General features: G+C 64.1%; 1 protein-coding gene and 1 pseudogene. Both read right to left on the bottom strand.

Annotated elements, in window-relative coordinates:
- Positions 1-121: 121 nt before the first annotated feature.
- On the bottom strand, positions 122-2,017 hold the full coding sequence (locus OKC30_RS20535; RefSeq protein WP_270809793.1) for a PhoX family protein: 1,896 nt from the start codon (positions 2,015-2,017) through the stop codon (positions 122-124).
- 385 nt (positions 2,018-2,402) lie between these two features.
- Positions 2,403-2,570: pseudogene (locus OKC30_RS20530) on the bottom strand (SAM hydroxide adenosyltransferase); the annotation flags it as partial.
- Positions 2,571-2,645: the final 75 nt, after the last annotated feature.

Raw genomic sequence — 2,645 nt, 5'->3', positions numbered from 1 at the left:
CATGCCTCCCTCATTTTTTAGCCCTGATACTACGTGGACTGGAACTCAAATTCTCTTAAGTGAACAGCATTGCGCCCGAAGGCGGCTCTTGTCATCACGGGCCAGGCGGTTATCCGGGCCATCAGGCGCCGATGATGCCGCCATCGTCCCGGGTGATCCGCAACACGGCGGAGCGGGGAATGGCGGTGCCGCCGTCCGGGAAATGGGAGGGCGCCCCCTCCTCACCCGGGTGCTGCACCCCGACGAACAGGGTGCGCCAGTCAGGCGTGAAGGTGAGGCCCGTTATTTCGCAGGCCACGGGGCCGGTCAGGAAGCGGCGCACCTCGCCGCTCGCGGGATCGGCGCACAGCATCTGGTTGTTGCCCATGCCGGCAAACTGCTTCTCGTTGGAGTAGTCGCCGTCGGTCTGGATCCAGAGCCGCCCCGCCTCGTCGAAGCCGATGCCGTCCGGGCTGTTGAACATGTTGTCCGGATGGATGTTGGCACTGCCCGCCATCAGCCCCTCCTTGTGCACGCCGGGGTTGCCCGCCAGCAGGAAGAGATCCCACTCGAAGCTGTCGCTCCCGTGATCGTCCCCCATCGGGCGCCAGCGGATGATCTGGCCATAGGGGTTCTCGGCCCTGGGGTTGGCGCCATCGAGAGGTTGGTTCTCCTTGATGCCGCGGTTCTTGTTGTTGGTCAGGGTGCAGTAGACCTCGGCCCTGTGGGGATGCACGGCCACCCACTCGGGCCTGTCCATGGTGGTGGCGCCGAGCCGGGTCGCCGCCTCCCGGGCGAAGATGAGCACCTCCCCCTGATCGGCGAAGCCGTTCTTCCGGGTCAGGCCGTGCTGGCCGTGTACCAGGGGCAGCCACTGGCCGGTGCCCTTGAGCTCCCCCTCCTTGGCCTCGAAGCGGGCCACATAGAGGGTGCCCTCGTCCAACAGATCCCGGTTCGCAGGATCGTTGCCCGGCGCCACCTTGTTCTTCGAGACGAAGCGGTAGATGTGCTCGCCCCGCTCGTCGTCGCCGAGGTAGACCACGGCGCGGCCATCCTGGTTGACGGTGAAGGCCGCATTCTCATGCTTGAAGCGGCCAAGGGCGGTACGCTTCTTCGGGGTGGAGGCGGGATCGCGGGGATCGATTTCCACCACCCAGCCGAAGCGGTGCGGCTCCTGGGGATGCTTCGCGAGATCGAACCGCTCGTCAAATTTGTGCCAGCCAAAGCCTGCATCCTCGGCGGCCAGGCCGTAGCGGGCGGCGCGCTGGTCCAGCACCGGCTTGCCCGCACTGCCGAAGTAGCCGTTGAAGTTCTCCTCGCAGGTGAGGTAGGTGCCCCAGGGGGTCTGGCCGTTGGCGCAGTTGTTGAAGGTGCCAAGGCCGGTGCGCCCCTCGGGGTCGGCCTGGGTCTTGAGCAGGGCATGGCCCGCCGCCGGGCCGCTCAATGTCATGGGGGTGGTGGCGGTGATGCGGCGGTTGAGGGCCCCCTTGGGGTTGGCCTGCCACTTGTCATCGATGCGCGCCAGCTCCACCAGGGAGACCCCGTGGGCCGCCTGGGCCTTGGCGACCGCCTCTGCACTGAGGGTCTTGCCGCCATCCGCGAACAGATATTCGTAGTTGGTGTATTCGTTGTTGACGGCGAGCAGGGCGCGATCCGGGCCCAGGGGGAAGAAGCTCATGCCGTCGTTGTTGTCGCCAAACTGGCGGGCCTGGGCCTTGGCATCATTGCGCTGGGCAAAGGCGGGGGCATCGGGGAAGAGGGCATCTCCCCAGGCGATCAGCACCTCGGCCTTGTAGCCGGGCGGCACCACTATGGTGTCGGCCACCGAGGCGGGCACGGCCTGGAAGCCAAGCAGCGGCCGGGTGGCGGCAGCCACGGCCTGGGCCACGGGGCTCGCGGCAAAGAAGGCCACCATGCTGGCGGCGCCCACCCCTTTGAGGAAGCCACGGCGGCTGAGACCCGCCTCGATGAGGCGGTTGAATGCCGGCTCCTGCTCGCGGGGGTGGTTGGCACTGTCTTTCTCGTCAAAACGGCTCATCGGCTTTTCCTTGTTATCTCGGCGCAATCATTGCGTCATCACAGCGTCCGGCCACAGCATGGCAGCGCTTTATTAAACGAGGATGACAAATGATGAGATAACCGGCTGGCCCGGCAAGACGCCACCGCCAACGACAAGGGGCGGTGGACACCAGTCCCACCGCCCCAAGAGACACATCGCCGACAGAAGCTCTCCCCTCTATCTAGCCGCACGTCTTCAGACTGCTATGCCCGTTTGTACCGGATAGCGCCCGATGGCAACGTCTAGTTGCACTTCTTCAGACTGCTATGCCCGTTTGTACCGGATAGCGCCCGATGGCAGCGTCTAGTTGCACTTCTTCAGACTGCTATGCCCGTTTGTACCGGATAGCGCCCGATGGCAGCGTCTAATTGCACTTCTTCAGGCTGATATGCCAGTTGGCGCCGGATTGCACCTGATGTTTGGCGGCGAAGCTGTCCATGTTCAGGGCCACCGACACCTGCAACAGGCTGTTGAGGTAGACCAGGGGCTGGCCCTCCGGCACATCGCCAAAGCTGCTGACGTAGGGGGCCTTCATGTACAGGATCTTTAGCTACAACCAATTGAAATAGATAGAAAAAAGGCTTCGTTTGTGATCTGATTTAATCGC

The organism is Aeromonas sp. QDB18 (genome assembly GCF_027705325.1).
Taxonomy (GTDB): Bacteria; Pseudomonadota; Gammaproteobacteria; order Enterobacterales; family Aeromonadaceae; genus Aeromonas; species Aeromonas caviae.
The sequence above is the reverse complement of the archived record's forward strand: the minus strand, read 5'-3'. Positions and strand labels throughout refer to the sequence as shown.